The organism is Lentzea kentuckyensis (genome assembly GCF_002150765.1).
In the GTDB taxonomy this organism is placed as follows: domain Bacteria; phylum Actinomycetota; class Actinomycetes; order Mycobacteriales; family Pseudonocardiaceae; genus Lentzea; species Lentzea kentuckyensis.
In genome coordinates, this window is record NZ_MUYM01000009.1 from 38,350 (window position 1) to 60,535 (window position 22,186).

Here is a 22,186-nt window from a genome sequence, read left to right on the forward strand (position 1 = left end):
ACTCGGACGAAATGCCCGGCATAGCGTCCGAGTCATTGGATGTCTTCCGGTGACCGCCGCCCCGGATCACGAGGGGAGTGTCCGTGGCGGTGAGAGCTGCAGCCGTGGCTGTCCTGGTCGCAGGCCTGGTCGTGGCACCTGCGCAGGCTTCGTCCGACGGCCCGCGGGCGGTGGTCGGCACTTCCGGGGGAGCGGTCACCCTGGCCGTGACCTCCGGCGGCAGGACGGTCGTGCAGCCGTCGCCGGTCGGGATCACCACCGAGCGTGCCGACCTGTCATCCGGGTTGTCGTTCGCCGGCAAGTCGCGGCGCGCGATCTTCGAGCGCTACCGCACGACGTCCGGCAAGAAGCGGGACCGGACAGTGCGGGCCACCGAGACGACCTACCGGTTCACGTCCGGCGCGAACAGGCTCAACCTGGTGGTGCGCGAGTCCCCTGACGGCGTCGCCTACCGCTACGAACTGCCGCAGGACACCGGTGCGGTCACCGGCGAGACCTCGGCGTTCGTCCTTCCCGCGGACTCTCCCGCGTGGCTCGCGAAGTTCCGGCGCGACTACGAGAACCCGTTCCTGCAGCTGACCGCCGGCACCGCCGAACTCGCCGAGTACATGCACCCGGCGCTGTTCGAGGCCGGCGGCACCTACGCGCTGATCACCGAGTCCGATGTGGACGGACGGTACTCGGGTGGCCACCTCGTGCACACCGGTGGCGGCAGGTACCAGGTGAAGCTGTGGGACGAGAAGGTCGCGGTGTCCGGCGCGCTGAAAACGCCGTGGCGCACCGTGATCGTGGGCTCGCTCGCCACCGTCACCGAGTCGACGCTGGTGGACGACCTCGCGCCGCCGTCCCGCGTGCGCGACACGTCCTGGATCAAGCCCGGCCCGGCGATCTGGACCTGGCTCGCCGGCGGCCGCCCGGTGCAACAGGACCTGGCCAGGCAGAAGGAGTTCGTCGACTACGCAGCCGCGCGCGCCTGGCCGTACGTCGTGGTCGACGCGGGCTGGTACGACGACCCGAACTGGCGCCAGACCAGCTTCATCCCCGAACTCGTGCGGTACGCGAAGGCGCGGAACGTCGGCATCCACACGTGGGTGCGGTTCAGTTCTGTTGACACGCCGGAGAAGCGCGCCGATTACCTGCCGTGGCTGCGGAAGTGGGGCGTGCAGGGCCTGAAGATCGACTTCATGGACTCCGACGGCCAGGAGCGCTACCGCTGGTACGACGAGATCCTGCCGGAGACCGCCCGCATGCACTTCCTGGTCAACTTCCACGGCGCCACGCTGCCGCACGGCGTCCACCGCACGTGGCCGCACGTCATGACGACCGAGGCCGTGCACGGCGCCGAGAAGTCCAGCGGTCTCACCACTTCGCACATCACCGCGCTGCCGTTCACCCGCAACGTGGTGGGCGGCATGGACTACACGCCCGGTGGTTTCCACCGCACCCGCGCCAACACCGACGGCGGCGAGCTCGCGCTGTCCGTGCTGTACGAGTCCGGCGTGCAGAACCTCGCCGGGCGCCCGGACTCCTACGACGCCCGGCCGCTCGCGCGGTGGTTCCTCGAACAGACACCGACCGCGTGGGACGAGACGCGCCTGGTGTCCGGCCGCCCCACCGAAAGCGCCGTGCTGGCCCGCCGCAGCGACGACCGCTGGTTCGTGGGCGGCGCGGTGGCAGGGGAGTCGCGGACTCTGGACCTGCCCGCGCTCGGCAACGGGCGCTGGCTGGTCGAGGTGGTGCGCGACGGTGTCGGCGGTCTGGTCAAGGAAACCCATGTCACTTCGGACAAGCTGACCATCCCGGTCGCGAAGGACGGCGGTTTCGTCGCCCTGGTCTGCCGTCCGGACCGTTCGACCTGCGCACGGCCCACGCACGGCATCCCGCCGACTTCAGTGGTCGTCACGCCGGAACTGACGTCGGTGCAGCCCGGGCAGGCGTTCGAGATGAGCGGCACGGTCACCAACACCTCGGACCGCCCGCTCCACGGCGTGACGTTCGCGCCGCAGGTGCCTGCCGGCTGGACCGTCTCCCGAGCGGTGAAGGCGTTCCGAGTCGCGCCGGGGGAGTCGTTGAGCGGCAGGTGGAGCGTGCGGGTCGGCGCGAATCCGGTCGTGGGGCTGACAGATGTGCCCGTGGAGGCCCGCTTCAGCTCCGGTGTGTCCGCCGCGAAGGCGACCCGCGCACACGTGTGGAAGCCGTTGCCCGCCGGGCAGTCCTACCTGGCGGGCAACGACCGTTCCGTCGAGGGCAGGACTTTGACCACCGGCGGTGTGCGGTTCGGCAAGGGCATCGGCACGACGCCCGCGGACGACACCTTCTCACTCGGCACGTGCACGCGGTTCGACGCCACGGTCGGAGTGGACGACGAGGTCGACGGCCGCGTGGACCGCGCGGCCGGCGTCGGTGGGTCGGTCGTGTTCGCCGTCATCGGTGACGGCCGGGTGCTCTACGAGAGCGCGCTGCGCAGGTCGGTGGACCCGGCGTTGCCGATCAGCGTCGACCTGGGCGGCGTCAAGTCGTTGACGCTGCGGGTGACCGACGGCGGTGACGGGGCGAGCCTCGACAACGCGGTGTGGGGTGACGCGCGAGTGACGTGTTAGGCGGCGGCCGGCAGGTCGGCGCCGTGCACGAAGTCCTCGCACGAGATCCGGGACGCGACGCCGTGGACGACCTGCCACCCGGCGGGCACCCGCAGCACCGCCGGCCAGATCGAGTACTGGCCCGTTGGGCTGACCAGCACCAGGAACATGGTGTGAGCCTGAGCGAACGGGGATGTCATGACCTCAGGGTGACCCGCACCACCTCGGGTCTTGCTATCCGTACGCTCAAGCTCACACTCCCGGCTTCCGATCTGCTGCACTCGTGTGATTACGTGGCGTCGTGACTGTGGAACAGGTGGTCCTCCTGGCCGAGGACGGTTCGGCCATCGGCGTCGAGGACAAGGCAGTGGTGCACCACGCGGACACCCCGTTGCACCTGGCGTTTTCCAGCTACGTCTTCGACTCGGCCGGCCGCATCGTGCTCACGCGGCGAGCGCTGCACAAGAAGACCTTCCCCGGCGTGTGGACGAACACCTGCTGTGGTCACCCGTTGCCGGACGAGGACATGGCCGCCGCCGTGGTGCGGCGTCTGCACGACGAGCTCGGCCTGAACTGCGCCGACCCCGAACTGCTGCTGCCGGCCTTCCGCTACCGCGCCGAGATGGACGGCGTCGTCGAGAACGAGATGTGCCCGGTGTTCCGCGTGGTGTGCGACGACGAGCCGGTGCCGAACCCGGACGAGGTCGATTCCACCGAACGGGTGGCGTGGTCCGAGTTCGCCGCGAGCGCGCTCGACGGCACGCGCGAGATCTCGCCGTGGTCGAAGCTGCAGATCGCCGAACTGGTGAAGCTGGGGCCCGATCCGCTGGCGTGGCCGGTGGCGGACCGGGCCGGGCTCCCCAAGGCCGTGCGGCTGGGCTCACCACTCCAGTGAGCCGCCGTTCTGGTACTCGATGACGCGGGTCTCGAAGAAGTTCTTCTCCTTCTTGAGATCCATCATCTCGGACATCCACGGGAACGGGTTCTCCGTCTGCTCCCAGACCGGCTCCAGCCCGAGCTGTGCGCACCGGCGGTTCGTGATGAACCGCATGTACTGCTCGCACAGTTCGGAGTTGAGGCCGAGGATGCCGCTCGGCATGGTGTCGCGGCCGTAGGCGATCTCCAGCTCGCAGCCCTCGGCGAGCATGGTCCGCACCTCCTTCTGGAACACGTCGTTCCACAGGTGCGGGTTCTCGATCTTGATCTGGTTGATCGCGTCGATGCCGAAGTTCAGGTGGATCGACTCGTCGCGCAGGATGTACTGGTACTGCTCGGCGATGCCGACCATCTTGTTGCGCCGGCCGAGCGAGAGGATCTGCGCGAAGCCGGTGTAGAACCACATGCCCTCGAAGACCACGTAGAACGCGACCAGGTCGCGCAGGAACGCCTGATCCGTCTCGGGGGTGCCGGTGCGGAACTCCGGGTCCTCCAGGTGTTGCGTGAACTGCAGCGCCCACGCCGCCTTGTCGGTGATCGACGGGATCTCCCGGTACATGTTGAACAGCTCGCCGTCGTCGAGACCGAGCGATTCGCAAATGTACTGGAACGTGTGGGTGTGCACGGCCTCCTCGAAGGCCTGGCGCAGCAGGTACTGGCGGCACTCCGGGTTGGTCAGGTGCCGGTACACCGCGAGCACGATGTTGTTGGCCACCAACGACTCCGAGGTCGCGAAGAAGCCGAGGTTGCGCTTGATCATGCGGCGCTCCTCCTCGGTCAGCCCGTCCTTGGACTTCCAGAGCGAGATGTCGGCCTGCATCGAGACCTCGGTCGGCATCCAGGCGTTGTTGCAGCCGGCCAGGTACTTGTCCCACGCCCAGTGGTACTTGAGCGGCAGCAGCTGGTTGACGTCGGCGCGGCAGTTGATCATCGCCTTGTCGTCGACGGAGACGCGTGCGGCGCCTGCTTCGATGCTCACTGACAAGCCTCACAATCGGGATCGGTGACGGAACAGGCGTCCGGGGTGACGGGGGAGACGGCGTTGAGCTTGCCGTCGGTGCCCTGCAGCGTGGACTTCTCCACGTGCGTGGCGCTCTGGGTGCGCAGGTAGTACGTGGTCTTGAGGCCGCGCACCCAGGCCAGCTGGTACAGCTCGTCGAGCTTGCGGCCGCTCGGCTGAGCGAGGTACAGATTCAGCGACTGCGCCTGGTCGATCCACTTCTGCCGGCGCGAACCCGCCTCGATCAGCCAGGAGCTGTCGACCTCGAAAGCCGTGGCGTACAAGGCTTTCAGGTACGGCGGCACCCGGTCGATCGCGCCGAGACTGCCGTCGTGCAGCTTCAGGTCCGAGATCATCTGCTCGTCCCACAGCTTGCGCTGCTTCAGGGCACGCACCAGGTCCGGGTTGATCACGGTGAAGTCGCCGGACATGTTCGACTTCACGTACAGGTTGCGGTACAGCGGCTCGATCGACTGGTTCACGCCGGTGATGTTCGCGATGGTCGCGGTCGGCGCGATGGCCATGACGTTCGAGTTCCGCATGCCGCGCCGCACCTTCTCGCGCACGGCGTTCCAGTCCAGTGTGGACGAACGGTCCTGCTCCAGCTCACCCTCGGCGCGGGTGGCGGCCAGGATCTCCACCGAGTCGATCGGCAGGACGCCCCGCGACCACAGCGAACCCTCGAACGACCGGTACGCGCCGCGTTCCCCGGCCAGCTCGGCACTCGCGGAGATCGCGTGGTAGCTGATCTCCTCCATGGAACGGTCGGCGAACTCGACGGCCTCCTTCGACGCCATCGGCAGGCCGAGGGTGAACAGCGCGTCCTGGAAGCCCATCAGGCCCAGGCCGACCGGCCGGTGCTTGAGGTTGGAGTTCCGTGCCTCGGGGATCGTGTAGTAGTTGACGTCGATCACGTTGTCGAGCATCCGCACGGCCGTGCGCACGGTCTTTTCGAGGCGCGCGTGGTCGATGCCGTGCTCGGTCACGTGCTGTGCGAGGTTGACCGATCCAAGGTTGCACACCGCGACCTCGTCGATCGTGGTGTTCAGCGTGATTTCGGTGCACAGGTTCGACGAGTGCACGACACCGCTGTGCTGCTGCGGCGAACGCAGGTTGCACGGGTCCTTGAACGTGATCCACGGGTGTCCGGTCTCGAACAACATGGTCAGCATGCGCCGCCACAGGTCGACGGCCGGGATCTGGCGGAAGACCTTGATCTCGCCGTTGGCGGCCTTCTTCTCGTACGCCCGGTACTTCTCAGCGAACTCGTCACCGAACGCGTCGTGCAGGTCCGGCACCTCGTCAGGGGAGAACAACGTCCACTGGCCGTTCGCGCGGACCCGGCGCAGGAACTCGTCCGGCACCCAGTTCGCGGTGTTCATGTCGTGCGTGCGGCGGCGCTCGTCACCGGTGTTCTTGCGCAGGTCGAGGAACTCCTCGACGTCGATGTGCCAGGTTTCGAGGTACGCGCAGACAGCGCCCTTGCGGCGTCCGCCCTGATTCACGGCTACGGCGGTGTCGTTGGCAACCTTCAGGAACGGCACGACGCCCTGCGACTTGCCGTTGGTGCCCTTGATGTGCGCGCCGATGCCGCGCACCGGGGTCCAGTCGTTGCCCAGACCGCCGGCGAACTTGCTGAGCAGCGCGTTGTTGCTGATGCCGTGGAAGATGGCGGCGAGATCGTCGTCCACGGTGGTCAGGAAGCAGGACGACAGCTGCGGGCGGGTGGTGCCCGAGTTGAACAGCGTCGGTGTCGAGCACATGAAGTCGAACGACGAGAGCAGCTCGTAGAACTCGATCGCGCGGGCTTCGCGGTCATCCTCTTCGAGGGCGAGGCCCATGGCGACGCGCATGAAGAACGCCTGCGGGAGCTCGTAACGGCGGCCGTCGTCGTGCAGGAAGTAGCGGTCGTACAGGATCTGCAGGCCCAGGAACTGGAAGTTCAGGTCACGCGACGGGTCGAGCGCCGCACCCAGGCGGGCCAGGTCGAACTCCGCCAGGCGCGGGTCGAGCTGGCTGAGGTCGATGCCGTGGTGCACGAACGACGCGAAGTAGGACGGGTAGCGCTCGGTCATCTCGGCGTGCGAGAGAGGCACGCCGCAGGCCTCGGCACGCAGCTTGTCCAGCAACAACCTGGCGCTGACGTAGGAGTAGTCCGGGTCGTGCTCGACCATCGTGCGGGCGGCCATGATCGGCGCCAGCGCGAGTTCGGCGTCGGTGATGGCGTCGTAGAGATTTCGCTTGGTCTCGGCCAGAACCGCCTCGGCCGACGCGTTCGGCAGGTCGGCACACGCTTCGTTGACGACCCCAGAAAGACGATCCAATGTCGTTAGGCGGTCGGGCACGCTCTCTCCTCGCGAGCTAAGCCCGAGGAAAACGCATGCGCACGCCAGCGGACACACCACTGGTGCACACAGCCGCCCTCCCTCGGGGCACCGTGTCGTGCGCGCAGGCTTGCGCGCACACCAGTGGCAGGTCTTCGGACTCGTGGGCGCACTACGAACGCCTACCGGCCGTCGCTTCCCAGGTCGCGAGACCCAGTGCTCAGTTGACGGCTTTCGTTCCCACTCACCGCTGCGGGGCAGTCCTGGTTTTTCACCAGGTTCCCTCTTGCCTCACCGGCTCGTTGCTCCGAGTCGGTGAACCACCAGCGCGGCAGATACTACATGTAGGGGTGGGGTCTGGATCACCACCCAACATGGGCGTGTCGTGGGCTATGGTGATCAACGTGGGTGATGTTCGGCCGAAGGTCGTCGCGGGCGCGCTGGTCAGTGCGGGGCTCGCTTCGACGTCCCTTCTCGTCGGTGCCGCGGCGCCCGTGACGAGCGGTGTTCTGGCCGTGTTCGCGGTGCTGGTGATGATCATCGCCCGACGATCAGGGCGACCCCGAGACTGATCATCACGGCGGCGATCAGGCCGTCCAGCACCCGCCACGAGCGGGGCTTGGCGAACAGCGGGCTGAGCAGCCGGGCGCCGAACCCGAGCGCGACGAACCAGGTGACGCTCGCGGTGACCGCGCCGACGCCGAACAGCCACCGGCCGGCCGCGATCGAGCCGAGCAGCAGCAACGTGTCCAGGTAGACGTGCGGGTTGAGCCACGTCAGCGCGAGCGCGGTGAGCACGGGCCGGTTCGAACCGCTGTCGGCGGCGGTCATCGTCCCAGGGGTGAACACCCTGCGCGCCGCCAGAAACCCGTACCCCAGCAGGAAAAGCCCGCCGACGACCGCGGCGACGGTGATCGCCTGCGGCCACCTGCGGACGATCGCCCCGAACCCCGCGACGCCCACCGCGACCAGGATCGCGTCCGAGATGGCGCACACGGCGACGACCTTGGCCACGGCTTGACGTCGAAGTCCTTGGCGCAGCACGAAAGCGTTCTGCGCGCCGATCGCGACGATCAGGGTCATCATGGTGCCGAAGCCGAGCAGCAGGTCAGTCACGTCGTCGACGGTATTGACGCGGTCTTGATGAGACCAGCTAAAGATTCTTACGTATCATTAGCGCTTGTGATGGATCTCGACCTGGTTCGCACGCTGCTCGCGGTCGTGGACGCGGGCACGTTCGACGCGGCCGCCGCGGCGTTGCACGTCACTCCGTCCGCTGTCTCCCAACGGATCAAGGCACTCGAACAGCGCACGGGTCGCGTGCTGCTGGTGCGGGCCCGGCCGGTGCGACTGACGCCGTCGGGGGAGGTGCTGGTCCGGTACGGTCGGCAACTGCTCGCCCTGGATCAGGACCTCGACGCGGCGCTGGGGTCCGACGCCGTCGTCCGGGTGCCGATCGCGGTGAACGCCGACTCGCTCGCCACGTGGTTCCTGCCCGCCCTGCAACGGGTCTCGCCGTCGTTGAAGATCTCGTTCGACCTGCACCGCGAGGACCAGGACCACACGACGGCGTTGTTGCGCCAGGGTGTGGTGATGGCCGCGGTCACGTCGTCACGCGAGCCGGTCGCCGGGTGCTCGGTCCGCATGCTCGGCGACATCCGTTACGCCGCAATGGCTTCGCGGGATTTCATCGACCGGAACCAGGAAGGCGCGCTGAAGTCGTGGCTGCCGGACGCGCCGGTGGTGGTGTTCGACCGCAACGACGACCTCCAGGACAGGTTCGTCCGCACGCTGACCCGCGGTCGCGGCGCGTCGGAACACCGTCACTACGTGCCGTCGTCCGAGGTGTACGTGCGGGCGATCGTGGCGGGCCTCGGCTGGGGCATGGTCCCGCCGCAGCAGCTGCAGGAGGGCCTGATCGACCTCGCGCCCGGCCGGACGATCTCGGTTCCGCTGTACTGGCAGCAGTGGAAGCTCGACTCGCCGGCCCTCACGGCGGTGGCCGGCGCGGTCGCGGAGGAGGCCCAGGTCGCGCTTCGGTAGGACCTGTCGAAACCCTGGGGACAACCTGTCGGCTTCCTGAATCCAGGAACCGGGCGGGTTCGCGACCGCGTTGACCGGTATGTGCTGATTCCTCGACTTGCCGCCACCGGCGGTTCACTCGCCGTCGTCGCGACGGTGGCCATGGTGGGTCTGCTCGACCTGACCGTCGGCCCGCTGCGCCGCACGATCAGCGAGTACGCGCTGGGTGACTACCGGCCGGTGTTCGACGTCGCCGTGCTGCTGCTGGCCGTCGGTTCGCTCGCGATCCTCACCGCGCTCGTCCACAAAGGACTGACGAAGTGGCGGTCCGGCGGCTCGATCGCGCTGATCCTGTGGTCGATCGGCCTGTTCCTGGTGGTGGTGTTCCCCAAGACGAACTGGGCGATGGGCACCAACCAGGTCAGCGGCAGCATTCACCGGTTCGGCAGCATGATCGCGTTCGTCAGCCTGCCGATCGCGGTGATCCTGCTGGCCAGGCCGTGGCTGCGGGATCACGTGTGGGGAAAGCACGCGAGATTCACGATGGCGTCCGGTCTGTTGAGCGTTGTCGCATTCACGCCGCTTCTCTACGCCATTGTGCTGGGAGCGACCTCCGACGTTCGGTGGTGGGTCGTGTTCCCGTTGGGCTACATCGAGAGGATCTTGCTCATCGCGGAGGTGGGCGCCGTGCTCGTCGTCGGGCTGTGGGCGGTCGCGGCAAGTAGGGTTGCGCCATGGCGAGTTGGGGAGACCTCGCGGATTACGTCCGCGCAGAGTACGACGTCATCCACGACGAGGACGAGGAGCTGAGGATCCTCTTCACCTTCGGGGACGACGACGAGGGCGACGATGAGCGCACGCAGGTCGTGATCATCGTCAGGGAAGTGCTCGACAAGATGCACGAATGGGTGCAGATCGCCTCCCCCTGCGGGTTGGCGGCGGACGTGAACCTCCGCGACGTGCTGGAGGAGGTCGGCAAGTCCACCGTGGCGTGCGGTCTCGCGATCATGGGCGAGCACGTGGTGGTCCGGCACTCGCTTCCGCTGGTGGACCTCGACATCCACGAGTTCACCGACCCGCTGCAGCTGCTCGCCGGTACGGCGGACATGCTCGAGGAAACGTTCTGGGGAGGCGATGGCTACTGATGTTCGACTTGACGCCTGCGACCGATCAGCTCGCGGCTCTGGTGCGCAACGTGTCGGACGGCGATCTCAAGGCACCGACCCCGTGTCCCGACTACACGGTCGGCGACCTGCTCGACCACGTGAACGGCCTCTCGGTCGCCTTCACCATGGCGGCGCGGAAGACCCCGCTGAACGGCGCGGCCGCAGGTGACGCGACCCGGCTGCCGCTGGACTTCCGCGAGTCGATGCCGGTGCGGCTCGCCGAACTGGCGTCGGCCTGGCACGCGCCGTCGTCCTGGGAGGGCATGACCGCGGCGGGCGGCGTCGACCTGCCCGGCGAGGTGGCGGCTGCCGTGGCGCTGGACGAGGTCGTGCTGCACGGCTGGGACCTGGCCCGCGCGACCGGCCAGGACTTCGCGGTCGACGAGAACCTGCTCCAGGTCGTCTACGGCTTCGTGTCGTCGATCGGCCCGGACGACCGCGACGGCTCGCTGTTCGGCGCCGCGGTGGAGGTCGACCCGAACGCGCCGCTGCTCGACCGTGTCCTGGGACTCAGTGGGCGCGATCCTGGGTGGGGCCTAGGTTAGGCTCTCCTAACGTGAGAGCGATTACGGTGCAGGTTCGGGCCGGGCTGGGCGTGGGACGCCTGGCCGCCGCGGTGGATTCCCTGGTGGAACTGCATCCCGAACTGTGTCGTTCCGGCTTCGCACACCGTGAGGTCGTGGACCCCGCCGCCGCCACCGACGCCGCACTGGCCGAGGCGGAGGCGGGGCTCGACCCGCTGGCCGGGCTCCTGATGCAGGCCGTGTGGCTCGACGCCGGCCCCGATCGATCCGGCCGGATGGTGCTGGTGCTGCACGACGTCGTCGCCGACCTGATGCCGCGGATCCTGCCGTGGCTGGTGCAGGCCTGGCGGCAGCCCGCGTTCGTCGGTTAGGGCCTCGTGTCCCAGGCAGCCGCCTGGGACACGAGCACGGCGGAGCTACCGCCGCTGGGCCAGGAAGACGTGTTCGCGGCCCGGCCGGTCCGGCGCGTCACGTACGTCCACGATCTGGAAGCCGCACGCCACCAGGCTCTTCTCGACTTCGGGCCGGGAGCGGAACCGCAGCGTCGAGTCGGAGGAGAGCACCGAGCCGTCCGGGAACCGGTAGGTACGGCGGATCGACACGAACGGCAGGCCCACGCCGAGCAGTTCGAGCTGCTCGCGCACCCCGCCGCGCACCCGCGGCTGTGCCCGCGACCAGTCCTCCCAGGCTCGTCTCTCCGGCCGCCGCGTCTCGAACACGAGGTGCCCGCCGGGGCGCAGCGCGTCGTGCACGCACCGGAGCGCGACCTCCCAGTCGTCGCCGAGGAACACCTGCGCCACGTTCCCGGTCATGGTCGCGAGATCGACCTGCAAGGGAGGCAGCGACGTCGCGTCGCCGTGGATCCACCTCACCCGGGAATCCTTGGCCCGTGCGATCTCCAGCGACGCCAGCGCCGGATCCACCCCGAAGACCGTGAGTCCGGAGCCGGCCAGCAACGTCGCGAGGTTCCCGGTGCCGCACCCGAGGTCGAGCACCGAGCGGGCGCCGACCTCGGCGGCGATCCCCAGGTAGAGCGAGAGGTCGCTGCGTGGTTCGTCGAACAGGTCGTAGATCCGAGCGAGCCGTGGATCGGCGAAAATCGCGTCAGGCATTCCACATCCTAGGCCCGACGACGAACGGCATCAGCAACTCGATCACCTCTCGGTCAGGACGTCCGTTCAGTTCCTCCTCCGCGACCCGCCTGGCGATCCCGGCCAGGAAGTCCGCCACCTGCACGCGAGCGTCGTACTGCGAGTCGACCAGCGTGAGGCTTTCCAGTCGTGGCGCGATCTTCTTCAGCTGCCGGATCCGCCCGTCGGTCAGCGACAGCTGCTGGTCGTGCACGATCGACACCGGACCTCCCCCCGAAACCTGCCACTGCGCGACGGCCCGCAGGATCGCCGGGAACAACGGGTCCAGCGTTCCACGCGGCCCGCGGGCGCGCAGCAGGTCGTTGTAGTGCTCCAGCGGTCCGGAGACGCGGCCGAACTCCGCGCGCACCCGCGAGGCGAGATACCGCCGTTTGTCCACGAGCTGCACGCGGGCGCGTCCGATCAAGGGGCCGTCAGGTCCGAGGAACCACAGCAGCACCCACCGGTTCTTCGTGCGCAACAGATGGTTGGCCTTGTACTCCAGCGCGGGCGACTTGATCATCGAACGCAGCTGGGTGACACACGACGAAGCCTCGTCGTGCGACATCCGGACGCCGGCGTGCGCGAAGACCGCGGTGACCCCGCCGACGAGCTTCTCGCCCTCGGAACCGGACTCGTCGCAGGCGATCTCCATCAGGACATCCGGAACACGGGACCACGGGCGCGGAACGGCAGATGCGCGCCCGCCGGGATCAGGAACGCGTGGTCGCGCCGGATCCGCAGCACGTCGCACCACCCGTCGGTGATGACGAGGATCGGGCCGGCCGACGGGAAGTCCGCGGCGCGTTCGAGCAGGTCGATGCCGGGCTGCAGCACCGTGCCGCCACGCCCGCGCACCGTCACCCGGCCCGCGATGTCCTCGACGGGCACATATCCGGCGTCATATGCCATCGCGTCACAGAAAACCACGCGTGCGGCAGGCACGTCACGTGCGGCGGCGTAGGAAGCGATCGCGCCCAGAGCCTTGCCCAGCAACTTGGGATCCATCGAACCGGACGTGTCGAGCACGACCCCGAACGTCGGTCGTGACTCCAGCGTCTCGGGTCGCACCCAGCCGGGCCGGGGAATGTCCGGAGTGGACGCTTGCCGCCGCGACGCACGCGCGTAGGTCCGCCGCTTCTCCACGGCGGGAACGAATTCCTCGAACCACCGCGCCAGCTGGGCGTCCCACGACAGCGGTGGGTGTTCGAGCGCGCGGATCTCCTCGACCAGTCCGGCGGGCAGCAGGCCGCGAGCCGACGTGTGATAGCTGAGCCCGGTCAGCAAAGCCCGTCGGTAGAACTCGTCCAGGTCGGTGACGTCGGAAGGTCCGCGCAACGGCTCACCGAGCAGGTCGCCCTGGTGATGGCCCCGCAACGTGAGCAGCTTCCGGTACCGCCGCAGGTCCACTGCGATCCGGTCGTAGATCGACTCCACCGACAGGCCGCGCAGGGAAGGGTCGTGCAGCACACCTTCCGGAGCCGCGCCCACGCCCATCTCGACCAGCCAGCCGTTGACCACGAAGTCGGCGGCGATGTTCCACAGGTACGCGTCCCGCCCGCCGACCCGGTCGCAGTGGCGCAGCGCGGCGTGCAGCATCTCGTGCGCGAGCACGAACCGCCATTCCGGCTTCGACAAGCCCGCCAACGGGTTCACGTAGATCTCGGCCGAGGCCGTGGACACCGCCGCGATCGAGATGTTCCAGCCCCGCGCCAGTTCGGGGTCCGCCACCACGGTCATCGTCGACGCCAGAGCGCCCAGCAGCGGGTAGTTCGACACGAACCAGCCCAGCGCGAGCTGCCACTCGGTCTTCACCGGCCGCGCGTCGCTCAACGACGACCGCGCGCCACCCGCCACGTCGATCGCGGCCACGGCGGCGTTGGACAACCCGGTGGCGAACCGGTCGGCCCACTTCTTCGGGTCCTTCGACTCCCCGCCGCGCACGCACCGGCCAGACTCCCACGACAACGGCCGCGTGCCGAACTTCAGCGCGGGCTGGAAGTCCTGCACGTCGTCACAGGAGAAAGTGCCGAAACCCAGGTGCAGCAGGCAATGCGCGAAGACCCACGTCCACTCGTCCTCGCTCGCCTTCTTCGTCGGGTGGGCGAGTAGCGTGCCGTCCAGCGAGATGTCCGCCCACGGATGCTCCGACTGGCGGCGCACGAACGTGCTGAGGGCGGCGAACAGCGGATGTGAGTTGATCCGCCGGTCCGCCGCCGCGAACGCCAGCGCGGCAGGGTCGACGTGTGCCTTCGAACGCCGGCTCATGCCCGTGCCGCGACCAGTCGCGGCAGGTCGCGGGTGACCTCGACGAGGAACCACGCGGGCAGCACGGGGTTGCCGTCGTCGTCGGCCGCGATCACCATCTGCGCGATCTCCAGCGACAACTCGGCCAGTTCCAGCAGCAACGCCTTGCCGCGGTGAGCGAGCTGCTTGCCCGCCGCGGGCGCGTGCGCCTTGTCGTGCGGCAGTTCCTTCACCAGCCGCGCGCGGAACGCCTCGGCCAGGAAGTACAGCAGGTCGCGGTCACCTGGCGCGGACGGCCAGCGGGCGTCACCGCGCAGCACGGCCTCCAACCCGTACGCGTGCCGGACGGTCTTCACGTACGCCCTGAACATCGAGGCGTGGTTCGCGGTGACCGTGCCGAACGCCAGCACCCCGAGCAGGTCATCGGAGATGTCGTCGCCGAACGAGTGCAGCGCGTCGGACAGCATGTGCCAGCCGCGCGGCGTGGAGAACGTCTCCTCGACCTTCGGCGCCGCGCTCCACAGGTGGTCCGGGCGCTGCGTCAGGTAGTCGAGCACCCACGGGTGGATGTTCGACTCGCGCGCCCAGTCCAGCCAGTCGCGGGCCGACGCCGTGAGGTGCACGTGGATCATGCGGTTCACGAGTGCGGACGCCATCGGGCGCGCCAGGGCGTTGTCCACCGCCCGGTTGCCGGCGCCGATCACGATCGAGCCCTTCGGCAGCTCGTAGGAGCCGATGCGCCGGTCGAGGATCAGCGAGTAGAACGCCTTCTGCACCTCCGGGCTGCTCGCGTTCAGTTCGTCGAGGAACAGGCAGTACGGGTCGTGGCGGGCGATGGATTCCGGTGGGGCGAACCGGGACCTGCCACCGACCAGTTCCGGAACTCCGATCAGGTCCTCCGGAGCGAGCTGCGTGCCCAGCAGCGTCACGCACTCCAGGCCCAGCTCGGCGGCGAACTTGCGGACGAGCGACGACTTGCCGATACCCGGTGCTCCCCAGAGGAAGACCGGTCGGACGACGGCGACGTGCAGCAGCACCTCCGGAAGCTGTGCTGGTGTCACGGTGACTGTGGATCGCATCAGGCGTGCAGGATGCCCCACCCGACTTGTTCCGGTCGCCCGAATTTGTTGACACGAGCAGTGGTCTGGTGCTGTGATGCAACCCACAACGGATAGGAAACCTTCTTAACTAAATCGCCGCCGCACCCTGTTGTTCCCCTACACAGGAGGCACCCTGTGGCCAGATCCCTGTTCTTGGTCCTTCCGGCAGCGCTGGCGCTCGCCGTTCCGGCCGTCGCGGTCGCCGCCCCGGTCCAGTACCAGGCGGAGAGCGCGACGATCTCGAACGGTCTCGTCGAGTCGAACCACGCCGGCTTCACCGGCAGCGGTTTCGTCAACTACGACAACGAGGTCGGCAGTTCCGTCGAGTTCACCGTGACCTCGCCCAGCGCGGGGCAGGCGACGCTCACGTTCCGGTTCGCCAACGGCACCACGGCCAACCGCCCGATGGACGTCTCGGTGAACGGCTCGCTGGCGGCGGACGAGCTCTCGTTCCCCGGTACGGGCGCGTGGACCACCTGGACCAGCCGCACCACCACGGTGAACCTGAACGCGGGCACCAACACGATCAAGACGGTCGCGACCACCGCCAACGGCGGCCCGAACCTCGACCGGCTCGACGTCGAACCCCCGTCCGGCCCGCCGGACACGGTCGCCCCCTCGACGCCGGGCAACCTTCGTTCGACCGCGCAGACCGCGTCGTCGATCTCGCTGGCGTGGGACGCGTCCACGGACAACGTGGGCGTGACCGGGTACGTGCTGTCCAACGGGCAGACCGCGACCGGCACCACGCACACGGTGACCGGGCTGACGCCGGACACCTCGTACACCTTCACCGTGCAGGCGCGGGACGCGGCAGGGAACCTGTCCGGCGCGTCGAACTCGGTGACCGTGAAGACCACGCCGGGCACCCCCGGTGGCACCAGGCCGCACGACATCAACGGTCTGCTGCGCGTGTGCGGTGTGCAGCTGTGCAACCAGTACAACAAGCCCATCCAGTTGCGCGGCATGAGCACGCACGGCATCCAGTGGTACGCCCAGTGCATCAAGCCCGCATCGTGGGACGCGCTGGTGGACGACTGGGGCGGCGACTTCATCCGCACCGCGATGTACATCCAGGAAGGCGGGTACGAGACCAACCCGCGCAAGTTCACCGACCTGGTGCACAGCTACATCGAGGAAGCGACCCGGCGCGGTATCTACGTCCTGATCGACTGGCACCAGCTCTCGCCGGGCGACCCGAACTACAACCTGTCGCGCGCCAAGACGTTCTTCACCGAGATCGCCCAGCGGCACAAGGACAAGACCAACATCATCTACGACATCGCGAACGAGCCGAACGAGGTCTCCTGGGCGAAGGTCAAGTCCTACGCCGAGCAGATGATCCCGGTGATCCGCAACATCGACCCGGACAGCCTGATCGTCTCGGGCACGCACGGCTGGTCGACGTTCGGCTACTCCGACGGCGAGGACGCGTCGGTGGTGCTGAACAACAAGGTCAACGCGACCAACTTCATGTACTCGTTCCACTTCTACGCGAACTCGCACAAGCAGGACTACATCAACGTCCTGGACCGCGTCTCGAGCGCGGTGCCCGTCTTCGTGACGGAGTTCGGCACCCAGACCGCGTCCGGTGACGGTGCGAACGACTTCACGACGTCGCAGAAGTACATCGACCTGATGGCCCGCAAGAAGATCTCCTGGGCCAACTGGAACTTCTCCGACGACAACAGGTCGGGTGCGGTGTTCAAGACCGGCACGTGTTCCGGCAACAACTTCAGCGGCACCGGTGTGCTGAAGCCGGCGGGCGTCTGGGTGCGCGAACGCATGCGGACCCCCGACGACTTCCCGACGAGCTAGCGTGCGATGAAGGGCACCTTCATCCACCTCAGGTGGATGAAGGTGCCCTTCATCACGTCAGCGGCCAGGTGTGCACCGGTTCGTTGGTGTGCATCAGGTCGACGTAGGTCCTCAGCATCGTGCGGAGCGCGTCAGCCCGGTCCATGTGCGTGTGGTCGTAGTGCCGGTGGAACTCGCGCGCCTGCCAGGTCGCCCCGTTCACACCGGTGAGGCAGCGCTGCTCGATCACCCCGAGCAGCTTGTCCCGTTCGGCGGAGTCGACACCCCAGCGGATCAGCCCCTCGTGCGCGAGCGGCAGCAACCGGCGCAGCACCAGTTCGACGACGGGCACGGTGCCGACGCCCGGCCAGTACATCTGCGCGTCCATGCCGTTGCGCGAGGCGGCGTTGAAGTTCTCCTCCGCCGCCTGGAAGCTCATCTGGGACCACAGTGGACGCTCGTCCTCCGCCAAGGCCCGCACCAGACCGAAGTACAGCGCCGCGTTCGCCAGAGTGTCCACAATGGTCGGACCGGCCGGCAGCACGCGGTTCTCGACGCGCAGGTGCGGGCGGTCGCGCACCACGTCGTACACCGGGCGGTTCCAGCGGTAGATGGTGCCGTTGTGCAGCTTCAGCTCGCTGAGCGTGGGCGTGTCGCCGTGATCGAGCACGGCCAGCGGGTCCTCTTCGTCGCAGATGGGCAGCAACGCGGGGAAGTAGCGGACGTTCTCCTCGAACAGGTCGAAGATCGAGTTGATCCACCGCTCGCCGAACCACACCCGCGGGCGCACGCCCTGGGCCTTGAGCTCGTCGCCGCGGGTGTCGGTGGCCTGCTGGAACAACGCGATGCGGGTCTCGCGCCAGAGTTCCTTGCCGAGGAAGAACGGCGAGTTCGCGCCCACCGCGACCTGCACGCCCGCGATGGCCTGGGCGGCGTTCCAGTAGGCGGGGAACTGCTCGGGGCTCACCTGCAGGTGCAGCTGCGTGCTGGTGCAGGCCGCCTCGGGGACGATCGAGCTCGCGGTGAGGTGCAGGCGTTCGACACCGTCGATGGCGATCTGCAGGTCCTCGCCGCGCGCGGCCAGCACCTGTTCGTTGAGCAGGGCGTAGCGCGGGTTGCTGGACAGCTGGTCCGGCGTGACGTGCTTGGTCCGCAGCGTCGGCAGGATGCCGTTGATGACCATGTGCGCGCCGATCCCGCGCGCCTTCTCCTCCGCGGAGTTGAGGCTGCGCCGGACGGTCTCCTCGAACGAGGTGATGCCGCCGCCCGCGAGCCGGCGCGGGGCCACGTTGATCTCGATGTTCCACTGGCCGAGCTCGGTCACGAAGTCCGGGTCGTCGATGACCGCGAGCGCCTCGTGGTTCTTCATCGCCGGGTCGGCGTTCTCGTCGATGAGGTTGATCTCGATCTCGAGGCCCGTCATCGGCCTCTCGAAGTCGAACCGGGACTCACGCAGCATCCGGGCGAACACGTCGAGACACCGCCGCACCTTCGTGCGGTACCGCGTGCGGTCCTCGCGGGTGAACTCGTGCTTCGCGACGTCCTCGCCCATGGTGGCCTCCCGGCGGTCGAGGGCTAACCCCACCACTGTGCATCATGGTTGATCAATCCGACACCCGTGTCTTGTTCCTACTCGGTGGGCACGGCGATCGCGGTCACGAGGATGTCGCCCTGCACCAGCCAGCGGCCGTGGAACCCGGCGACGGGCGTGTCCGGCAGCAGGATCCGCGAGTGGAACGTGCCGTCGGCGCTGAGCGTGATGTCGGCGTCCTCGAAGCCCAGCCACCGCTGGGTGATCGGGTACCAGGCCTTGTAGGTCGACTCCTTGGCGCTGAACAGCAGCCGGTCCCAGCAGATCTTCGGGTCGTCCACCTTCAGGCCCGGCATCCGCCTGATCTCCGCGGGGATCGCGATGGCCTCCAGCACGCCCTTGGGTGCGGCGGCGTGCGGCTCGGCGTCGATGCCGATGGTCCGGAAGTCGGTCTTGCTGGCGAGCGCCGCGGCCCGGTAGCCCAGGCAGTGCGTCAGGCTGCCGACGATGCCCTCCGGCCACAGCGGTTCGCGCTTCGGCCCTGGGAGGATCGGCGCCGGCTCCACGCCGAGGCTCCGCATGGCCTCGCGGGCGCACGCGCGGGCCGTGCCGAACTCGAACCGCCGCTTGGGCACGGCGTTGCCGAGCAGCGCCTCCTCCTCGGGGAAGAGTTCGACCGGTTGCTCGTCGTTGTACCGCTCCACCGCCGCGATGGGGGGAGGAAGAAGCTGTTCCAGCACGTCACGACTCCCGGAGCACGTCGTGCAGCTTCACCTGGGTGGTGCCGCGTGGCTTCCACTCGCGCGGGTAACCGAGCGAGACCTCGTCGAACCGCACGCCGTCGTAGTGCGTCGTGCGCGGGATGTGCAGGTGGCCGTAGACCATCTCGACCGCGTTGAACCTGCGGTGCCAGTCCGCGGTCAGCGTGGTGCCGCACCAGAGCGCGAACTCCGGGTAGCGCAGCACGAACGTGGGGTCGCGCACGAGCGGGTAGTGGTTGATCAGCACGGTCGGGCCCTCGATCTGGGCGAGCCGTTCCTCGGTCTCGCGTACCCGCGCCTCGCACCAGGCCTCGCGGGACGGGTACGGGTCGGGGTGCAGGAAGTACTCGTCGGTGCACACCACGCCCGCCTCGTGCGCGATGGCGAGGGCGGACTTCACGTCCGTGGCGCCATGCGGCCGAAAGGAGTAGTCGTACCCGAGGAACAGTGGACAGACAGTGACCGGACCGTTGGGGCCGGGGAACGTGACGTACGGGTCCTCGGGCGTGATCACGTCGAGGCTGCGGCAGAGCTCCACGAGCTGCTTGTAGCGCACCTCGCCGCGCGCCTGGTTCTCGTCGTCCTTGGTGGTCCAGAGCTCGTGGTTGCCCGGCGACCAGATGAGCCTGCCGAACTTCGGCCGCAGCGTCCTGAGCGTCCACTCGACGGCCGAGAACTTCTCGCCGATGTCCCCGGCGATGATCAGCCAGTCGCTCGGGTCCGACGGCGCGATCGCCTCCACGACATCACGGTTGTCCTGGTAGGAGACGTGCAGGTCACTGGTGGCCAAGAGCTTCACAGGTCGAACGTTACTTAAGGCGTCAACGACCGGATCAGTACCGCCCGGCGGTGCGCGGGTCGGTCCACCCGGTAGTGGGACAAGTGCCACGACCGGTTATCCGTTCGTCGCAGACAGTGCGCCACTCGTCTCAACAGGGCAAGCCGTGCGTCGCCACTGCACGTCCGCTCATCGCCTTTCATGGCCTACCTACTTACCTGTTTTCCGGCCCGCTTCCTACTGTGAGCGCTGTCACCTGACGGAAAAGTCCTGGCGGAGGACCACACCATGACCGACTCACAGTTCGCTCGCACCCCGGACCCGCGACTCGCGCGGCAGGTCCCGCCCCGTCAGGTGCCGCAACGGCCCGTCCCCCCACGGCAGGGCCAGGTCCCGGTGCGCTACGGCCAGCCGGTGGACCCGCGCCTCGCGGCCAACCCCTCGTTCCGCCGCACCGTCGGCGCCGAGATCGCCCGGCACGCCCAGCAGCAGCACGCCTACGCCGTCCCCCAGCGTCGCACCACGGCCGAGGACACCGCCCTGGCCACGCTGCTCCGCTCCCGTCAGCGCGCCGAGTCCGCCCGCCAGGACACCCGGCCCGCCGACGCCGCGCCGCGCCAGGACTCCTGGATGCGCACGGCCTCCTGGCCGGAGCACAGCTGCGAGACCGGTCGCGGTGACGTCATCGAGCAGCTCTCGTCGCGCCTCGTCTCGCCCAAGCTGTGGGCCGTCGTCGAGCCGATCATCCCGCCGGCCAAGGTGCGCCGTCAGGGCGGTGGCCGTGGCCGCGTCTGCAACCGTGCGGTGTTCACGGCGATCGTGTTCGTGCTGTCTTCGGGGTGCGCTTGGCGGCACCTGCCGGCGTCGTTCGGGGTGACCGTGCCGACCGTGCACCGGCGCTTCCAGGAGTGGACTGACCTGGGACTTTGGGTTCGTCTGCGGCGTGCGGCAGCCGAGGGTGCCTGCGGGACCGAGGAGCTCGACTGGATTCGCGCGGTGCTCGACGCAGCCGACCGCCGGGCGGCGAAAGCCGCCAGCTGATCGCGCCATGATCGCTGCCATGAACGGCGCTTTCGTGGACCTGGGGTCCACGAAAGCGCCGTTCATGGCAGCTCACATGCCGTTGATCCCCGCCTGGTACTTCGGCACCCGCACCGTGATCTTCGTGCCCAGCCCGCACGCCGTCTCCACGACGAGCCCGTACTCGTCCCCGTAGACCCGCCGCAGCCGTTCGTCGATGTTCCCGAGCCCGATCCCCGCGGACTCGTCGACCTGCCCGGCCAGCGTGCGCCGCAACTTCTCGGGGTCCATCCCGATGCCGTCGTCCTCGATGGTGATGTGCGCCTCGGCCCCGCCGTCGTTGGCGTAGATCTGGATGTGCCCGGGCTCGACCTTGCCCTCCATCCCGTGCCGCACCGCGTTCTCCACCAACGGCTGCAGACACAGGAACGGCACGGTCACCGGCAGCACCTCTGGCGCCACCTGCAGGGTCACCTTGAGCCGTTCGCCGAACCGCGCGCGTTCCAGCGCCAGGTACTGGTCGATCGACCGCAGTTCCTCGGCCAGCGTGGTGAAGTCGCCGTGGCGGCGGAACGAGTAGCGGGTGAAGTCGGCGAAATCGAGCAGCAACGTCCGTGCGCGTTCGGGGTTCGTGCGGACGTACGAAGCGATGGCGGACAACGAGTTGTAGATGAAGTGTGGCGAGATCTGCGCACGCAACGCACGTACCTCGGCCTCCACCAACCGCGTCCGCGAGCGGTCCAGCTCGGCCAGTTCCAGCTGACCGGCAGCCCAGCGGGCCACCTGGTTGGTCGCGCGCACGAGCCCGGCCGACGCCTCACGCGAGTACGCGGCCAACGTCCCGACCACACGCCCCTCCACCGTCAAGGGCGCGACCACGGCGCAGTTGATCGGGCAGTTCGGTTCGGTGCAGCCGATGTCGAACGCCTGGGTGCGCCCGGTGAGGAACACGTCCTCGGCCTGGGTCATCGCCTCGGCCGCGTGGTGGTCGGAAACCCCTTCCCACGCCACGACTTCCGTCTCGTCGGTCAGGGCGAGGGCGGGTGTGTCGAGCAGCGTGCGCAGGTGACGGGCCGACTTCTTGGCCGCGTCCGGGACCAGGCCGGCGCGCAACGGCGGTGCGGCGGACCAGGCGGTGTGCAGTGTTTCGTAGGTGACGCGCTGGGCCTCGGTCGAGAGCGACTGCTTGTTGCGCGTGCCTCTCCACAGGACGAGCACGGCCGCTCCACCCACGATCAGGATCGCGGCGGCGGTGAGGAAGTCCTGCATCT

The 22,186-nt window shown here is 68.4% G+C and carries 21 protein-coding genes, 1 pseudogene and 1 riboswitch; of the genes and pseudogenes, 10 read left to right on the top strand and 12 right to left on the bottom strand.

The window, feature by feature from the left end:
- The first annotated feature begins 104 nt into the window (after positions 1-104).
- On the top strand, positions 105-2,600 hold the full coding sequence (locus B0F77_RS05755; protein WP_211293677.1) for a glycoside hydrolase family 97 N-terminal domain-containing protein: 2,496 nt from the start codon (positions 105-107) through the stop codon (positions 2,598-2,600).
- Here B0F77_RS05755 and B0F77_RS05760 read toward each other — a convergent pair.
- Entirely contained in the window at positions 2,597-2,779 is a 183-nt protein-coding gene (locus tag B0F77_RS05760; protein WP_086661722.1) for an MbtH family protein, read from the bottom strand. The two genes, B0F77_RS05755 and B0F77_RS05760, sit on opposite strands and share 4 nt — an antisense overlap.
- A 107-nt stretch (positions 2,780-2,886) precedes the next feature.
- On the opposite strand from B0F77_RS05760, the gene idi reads away from it, so the two are divergent.
- Positions 2,887-3,474, top strand: a complete 588-nt coding sequence (gene idi / locus B0F77_RS05765) for an isopentenyl-diphosphate Delta-isomerase (RefSeq protein WP_086661723.1) — start codon at positions 2,887-2,889, stop codon at positions 3,472-3,474.
- Here the strand turns inward: idi and B0F77_RS05770 are convergent.
- Together B0F77_RS05770 and B0F77_RS05775 are read right to left on the bottom strand one after the other, a co-directional pair.
- Positions 3,460-4,446, bottom strand: a complete 987-nt coding sequence (locus B0F77_RS05770; RefSeq protein WP_086661824.1) for a ribonucleotide-diphosphate reductase subunit beta — start codon at positions 4,444-4,446, stop codon at positions 3,460-3,462. The genes idi and B0F77_RS05770 overlap by 15 nt on opposite strands.
- Before the next feature lie 44 nt (positions 4,447-4,490).
- A complete protein-coding gene (locus B0F77_RS05775; RefSeq protein WP_245847847.1) occupies positions 4,491-6,860 on the bottom strand; it encodes a ribonucleoside-diphosphate reductase subunit alpha in 2,370 nt (789 codons plus the stop codon).
- Between the two features lie 108 nt (positions 6,861-6,968).
- A riboswitch (cobalamin riboswitch) is annotated at positions 6,969-7,179 on the bottom strand.
- Positions 7,180-7,243: 64 nt separating this feature from the next.
- Here B0F77_RS05775 and B0F77_RS47725 point away from each other — a divergent pair.
- Positions 7,244-7,411, top strand: coding sequence for a hypothetical protein (locus B0F77_RS47725; RefSeq protein WP_158102611.1), 168 nt, complete (start codon positions 7,244-7,246; stop codon positions 7,409-7,411).
- On the opposite strand, the gene B0F77_RS05785 is transcribed toward B0F77_RS47725, so the two are convergent.
- Positions 7,377-7,925 carry a LysE/ArgO family amino acid transporter gene (locus tag B0F77_RS05785; RefSeq protein ID WP_086661825.1) on the bottom strand — a complete coding sequence of 183 codons (549 nt, stop codon included), beginning with the start codon at positions 7,923-7,925 and terminating at the stop codon, positions 7,377-7,379. The two genes, B0F77_RS47725 and B0F77_RS05785, sit on opposite strands and share 35 nt — an antisense overlap.
- A gap of 99 nt (positions 7,926-8,024) precedes the next feature.
- On the opposite strand from B0F77_RS05785, the gene B0F77_RS05790 reads away from it, so the two are divergent.
- From B0F77_RS05790 to B0F77_RS05810, 5 genes are all read left to right on the top strand, one after another.
- Positions 8,025-8,882 carry a LysR family transcriptional regulator ArgP gene (locus tag B0F77_RS05790; protein WP_086661826.1) on the top strand — a complete coding sequence of 286 codons (858 nt, stop codon included), beginning with the start codon at positions 8,025-8,027 and terminating at the stop codon, positions 8,880-8,882.
- An 81-nt stretch (positions 8,883-8,963) separates the two neighbouring features.
- Positions 8,964-9,671 (top strand): DUF998 domain-containing protein, encoded by a 708-nt coding sequence (locus B0F77_RS05795; protein WP_245847848.1) that lies wholly within the window; start codon positions 8,964-8,966, stop codon positions 9,669-9,671.
- A complete protein-coding gene (locus tag B0F77_RS05800; protein ID WP_086661726.1) occupies positions 9,596-10,006 on the top strand; it encodes a type III secretion system chaperone family protein in 411 nt (136 codons plus the stop codon). Before B0F77_RS05795 ends, B0F77_RS05800 begins: the two co-directional genes overlap by 76 nt.
- On the top strand, positions 10,006-10,572 hold the full coding sequence (locus tag B0F77_RS05805) for a TIGR03086 family metal-binding protein (RefSeq protein ID WP_086661727.1): 567 nt from the start codon (positions 10,006-10,008) through the stop codon (positions 10,570-10,572). The genes B0F77_RS05800 and B0F77_RS05805 overlap by 1 nt, the downstream gene beginning before the upstream one ends.
- Positions 10,573-10,583: 11 nt before the next feature.
- Positions 10,584-10,922 carry a condensation domain-containing protein gene (locus tag B0F77_RS05810; protein WP_143466585.1) on the top strand — a complete coding sequence of 113 codons (339 nt, stop codon included), beginning with the start codon at positions 10,584-10,586 and terminating at the stop codon, positions 10,920-10,922.
- A gap of 45 nt (positions 10,923-10,967) precedes the next feature.
- Here the strand turns inward: B0F77_RS05810 and B0F77_RS05815 are convergent, their stop codons facing one another.
- The 4 genes from B0F77_RS05815 to B0F77_RS05830 are packed head-to-tail and all read right to left on the bottom strand — an operon-like array spanning position 10,968 to position 15,007.
- Positions 10,968-11,663, bottom strand: a complete 696-nt coding sequence (locus tag B0F77_RS05815) for a class I SAM-dependent methyltransferase (RefSeq protein WP_086661729.1) — start codon at positions 11,661-11,663, stop codon at positions 10,968-10,970.
- Positions 11,656-12,336, bottom strand: a complete 681-nt coding sequence (locus B0F77_RS05820) for a DUF3800 domain-containing protein (protein WP_086661730.1) — start codon at positions 12,334-12,336, stop codon at positions 11,656-11,658. Before B0F77_RS05820 ends, B0F77_RS05815 begins: the two co-directional genes overlap by 8 nt.
- Positions 12,336-13,949, bottom strand: a complete 1,614-nt coding sequence (locus B0F77_RS05825) for a vWA domain-containing protein (RefSeq protein WP_086661731.1) — start codon at positions 13,947-13,949, stop codon at positions 12,336-12,338. The genes B0F77_RS05820 and B0F77_RS05825 overlap by 1 nt, the downstream gene beginning before the upstream one ends.
- On the bottom strand, positions 13,946-15,007 hold the full coding sequence (locus B0F77_RS05830; RefSeq protein ID WP_169730889.1) for an ATP-binding protein: 1,062 nt from the start codon (positions 15,005-15,007) through the stop codon (positions 13,946-13,948). Before B0F77_RS05830 ends, B0F77_RS05825 begins: the two co-directional genes overlap by 4 nt.
- Positions 15,008-15,163: 156 nt before the next feature.
- Here B0F77_RS05830 and B0F77_RS05835 point away from each other — a divergent pair, with 156 nt between their 5' ends.
- Positions 15,164-16,846: a cellulase family glycosylhydrolase gene (locus B0F77_RS05835; RefSeq protein WP_143466586.1), complete on the top strand. Its 1,683-nt coding sequence runs from the start codon at positions 15,164-15,166 to the stop codon at positions 16,844-16,846.
- A 52-nt stretch (positions 16,847-16,898) separates the two neighbouring features.
- Here the strand turns inward: B0F77_RS05835 and B0F77_RS05840 are convergent, their stop codons facing one another.
- From B0F77_RS05840 to B0F77_RS05850, 3 genes are all read right to left on the bottom strand, one after another.
- Positions 16,899-18,377 (bottom strand): glutamate-cysteine ligase family protein, encoded by a 1,479-nt coding sequence (locus B0F77_RS05840; RefSeq protein ID WP_086661732.1) that lies wholly within the window; start codon positions 18,375-18,377, stop codon positions 16,899-16,901.
- A gap of 77 nt (positions 18,378-18,454) precedes the next feature.
- Positions 18,455-19,096, bottom strand: a complete 642-nt coding sequence (locus B0F77_RS05845) for a 4'-phosphopantetheinyl transferase family protein (protein ID WP_086661733.1) — start codon at positions 19,094-19,096, stop codon at positions 18,455-18,457.
- Position 19,097: 1 nt separating this feature from the next.
- Positions 19,098-19,916: a metallophosphoesterase family protein gene (locus tag B0F77_RS05850; protein WP_086661734.1), complete on the bottom strand. Its 819-nt coding sequence runs from the start codon at positions 19,914-19,916 to the stop codon at positions 19,098-19,100.
- Between the two features lie 609 nt (positions 19,917-20,525).
- Here B0F77_RS05850 and B0F77_RS49645 point away from each other — a divergent pair.
- A pseudogene (locus B0F77_RS49645) lies at positions 20,526-20,933 on the top strand (transposase); the annotation flags it as partial.
- Positions 20,934-21,008: 75 nt separating this feature from the next.
- On the opposite strand, the gene B0F77_RS05860 reads toward B0F77_RS49645, so the two are convergent.
- Positions 21,009-22,184, bottom strand: coding sequence for a sensor histidine kinase (locus tag B0F77_RS05860; protein WP_086661735.1), 1,176 nt, complete (start codon positions 22,182-22,184; stop codon positions 21,009-21,011).
- Between the last annotated feature and the right edge of the window lie 2 nt (positions 22,185-22,186).